The sequence below is a fragment of the Mesorhizobium sp. M7A.F.Ca.AU.002.02.1.1 genome, assembly GCF_003998535.1.
Taxonomy (GTDB): Bacteria; Pseudomonadota; Alphaproteobacteria; order Rhizobiales; family Rhizobiaceae; genus Mesorhizobium; species Mesorhizobium ciceri.
On record NZ_RZPB01000673.1, the window covers coordinates 1 to 3,314 of the forward strand.

Genomic DNA, 3,314 nt, shown 5'->3' on the forward strand with positions numbered 1-3,314 from the left:
GTGTTGCCGGCCCCGGTGACGGCGACGCGGTTGCCTCTGCGCGTGAACAGCTCGACCGACAGCTGGCGCTCGAGATTGGCGACATGCCTGCTGACCGCCGATTGTGCGATGTTGAGCTCCTGTGCGGCCAGCGTCAGCCCGCCATGCCTGGCGGCAGCCTCGAAGACGACCATGGCGTTCAGCAGGGGAAGCGATGTCTTGAGGGTTTTCACGATCCAAACCTGCTTTCATGCCTTTTCGATATGAATGTCTATCATTTCTGTATTTGCTGCAAGCCTTTCCGCATCGCACACTCTATCGAAACGTCATTCGAACGCCAGCGAGCAGAAAGGTGTTTGCCGTGCAGGCCTACACATCGAACAGCCAGCCTATCGACAGAAGCGAGACCGTCAGGCTGATCGACCGGCAACGTCCGGACTGGTCGCTGGAACAGGCCTTCTACGCGGCCCCTGCCATCTTCGCGCTGGAACGGGACTTGTGGTTTCCGCGTCAATGGATGCTTGTCGCCCATGCCAGCGAGGTCCCAGAAAAAGGCCGCTACATCGTGCGCCAGCTTTTCGACGAGGAGATCATCGTCGTGCGCTTCGACGACGGCGAGGAGGACATCGCGGCCTACTACAATGTCTGCACCCATCGCGGCTCGCGGCTCTGCGCCAAGGATGGTCGCGGCAAGCTTCTGGTCTGCCCCTACCATGCCTGGTCGTTCAGGCTGACCGGCGAGTTGCAGTCACGGCAGGATCTACCGGAAAGCGTCGATCCGGAAGCGCTGGGACTGCACCGCGTACCCTGCAAGAGTTTCGGCGGCCTCGTGTTCTGCGGCCTTGATGCCAATTCGCTGCCCGACATCCAGCCTGTCGCGGACGGGCTGACCGGCGGCTTGCGCGAAAACGGCCTTGACCGTGCACGCATCGTCGCGCGCAAGAACTATCTCACCAAGGCGAACTGGAAGCTGGTGCTCGAGAACTTCCTCGAATGCTATCACTGCCGGCCGGCCCACCCCGAATATTACCGCGTCAACGGCCATGTCAAAGTGACCGCGACCCGCGACGCCGACAAGGCGGTCGAGTGGCAGAATGAAATCGAGGCCTGGCACAGCGTCATCGGCGATGCCGAGTTCCACAAGGGCGCGTGGCAGGCTGGCGACCTCGACACGATGCCGTTTGCCATGCACCGCAAGCCGATCGGATCCGGCCGCAACACGCTGTCCAATACAGGTGAGGGGGTCTCATGCCTGATGGGCGGCCGTCACGCCTATGATGGTGGCGAAAGCGGCTTCCGCCTCGGACGCCTGTCGTTTGCAAGTGCTGCCAATGATTATGTCACGCTGTTCCAGATGATACCGCGCAGCGCCACGGAAACCGACGTCATTCTGACCTGGCTCGTCGACAAGGACGCCGATGGCGACATCGACGCCGATGCGATCAGCTGGATGTGGGACGTCACCACGGTGCAGGACAAGAAGATCACCGAGGACAATGCCGACGGCATCATGTCGCGCGCCTACCGGCCGGGTCCCTATACGCCGCTGGAAAGCCAGACCTCGTTCTTCGTGCAGACCTATCTGTCAGAACTGCGTTCGCTGATCACCGGCACGCGCGGCGCACCGATCAGCCAATGGTCTGCGCCGAAGGAACTTTTCGCCTCGCCGAAAGCGGCGAGTTGCAACGCGCGCCTCTGACCCGCAGCCGAAGATGCCTCTTTGAGGCGTCGCGTTCCGATGCCATATGAAGGTGGCCGACGGAATGTTGCGGGAGAGGTGGTCATGACCAAAGGTTCGGATCTGTTCGTCGCGGCCCTCGAGAACGAAGGGGTCGAGCGGATTTTCGGCATTCCGGGCGAAGAAAATCTCGATATCGTCGAATCCATCCGCCGCTCCTCGATCCAGCTGATCCTGACCCGCCACGAGCAGGCAGCCGCTTTCATGGCCGCCACCTATGGCAGGCTTACCGGCAAGCCGGGTGTGTGCATCACCACGCTTGGCCCGGGCGCGCTCAACCTTTCGACCGGTTCGGCCTATGCGCTGCTCGGCGCGATGCCGATGATCATGATCACCGGCCAGAAAGGCATCCTGTCATCCCGGCAGGCGCGCTTCCAGATCGTCGACATCGTCGCGGCGATGAAGCCGCTGACCAAGCTGTCGCGTCAGATCGTTTCGCCGAAGATGATCCCCTCGTTGGTTCGCGAAGCTTTCCGTGTCGCCCAGGAAGAGCGTCCCGGCCCCGTACATCTTGAATTGCCGGAAGACATTGCGGCGGCCGAGTGTGAACCGGTAGCACTCGTGCCAACGCATCCGGTCGAACTGCCGCTGGCCAGCCCGGGCGCGCTTGATCGCGCCGCCCGTATGATCATGGAAGCCAGGCGTCCGCTGCTGATGTTTGGTGCGGCGGCGTCGCGACCGCGCGTGACTCCCGATGTCGCCCAGTTCGTGCTGCGGACGCAAATTCCCTATTTCACCACGCAGATGGGCAAGGGCACCGTGCCTGGCGGCACGGAGCTCTATATGGGAACGGCAGCCCTTTCGGAGCGCGACTATGTGCACGAGGCCATCGAACAGGCCGATCTGATCATCACCGTCGGTCACGACACGGTAGAGAAGCCGCCCTTCATCATGGGGGCGAAGGGGCCGAAGGTCATTCATGTCGGCTACCATTCAGCCGATGTCGAGCAGGTCTATTTCCCGCAAGCCGAAATCGTCGGCGACCTCGGTCCTTCGCTGGCGCTGCTGGCCGACCGCATCGAGGGCAAGGTCCCCAATGCACAGGCCTTGCTGCCGCTGCGGGAAGGCATTCTGAGCCGCATCGCCGCGCGCGCCACCGAAGATCGCTTCACGCCGCAGCGCATCGTGCATGACGTGCGCGCCGTGATGCCGGCGGATGGGATTCTTGCCCTCGACAACGGCATGTACAAGATCTGGTTCGCGCGCAACTACCGCACCCGCATGGCAAACACGATCCTGCTCGACAATGCGCTGGCCACGATGGGCGCGGGCTTGCCGTCGGCGATGATGGCGGCACTGCTCTATCCGCAGCGCCGTGTCATGGCCATCTGTGGCGATGGCGGCTTCATGATGAACAGCCAGGAACTGGAGACCGCCGTCAGGCTCAAGCTCAATCTCGTCGTCCTGCTGCTCGAAGACCATGCCTATGGCATGATCCGCTGGAAGCAGGCGGTCGACGAATTTCCGGATTTCGGCATGACCTTCGGCAATCCCGACTTCGTCAGATATGCCGAGGCCTACGGAGCCAAGGGGACAAGAGTTGGCGAGATCGCCGATTTGCGGCAGGCGCTGGAACGGGCCTTCACCGGCGGCGGCG

3 protein-coding genes are annotated in these 3,314 nt (G+C 62.4%); 2 read left to right on the forward strand and 1 reads right to left on the reverse strand.

The features are described 5' to 3' along the window. On the reverse strand, positions 1 to 212 hold a 212-nt coding region (locus tag EN879_RS29165), incomplete at its 3' end, for a LysR family transcriptional regulator (protein WP_127274417.1). Between the two features lie 128 nt (positions 213 to 340). Between EN879_RS29165 and EN879_RS29170 the strand changes: the two genes are divergently transcribed. Further along, complete coding sequence (locus EN879_RS29170) at positions 341 to 1,678, forward strand: aromatic ring-hydroxylating dioxygenase subunit alpha (RefSeq protein WP_164745998.1); 1,338 nt, start codon at positions 341 to 343, stop codon at positions 1,676 to 1,678. 84 nt (positions 1,679 to 1,762) lie between these two features. After that, positions 1,763 to 3,314, forward strand: a 1,552-nt coding sequence (locus tag EN879_RS29175) for an acetolactate synthase large subunit (protein ID WP_127274418.1), incomplete at its 3' end; no start/stop codon positions are given.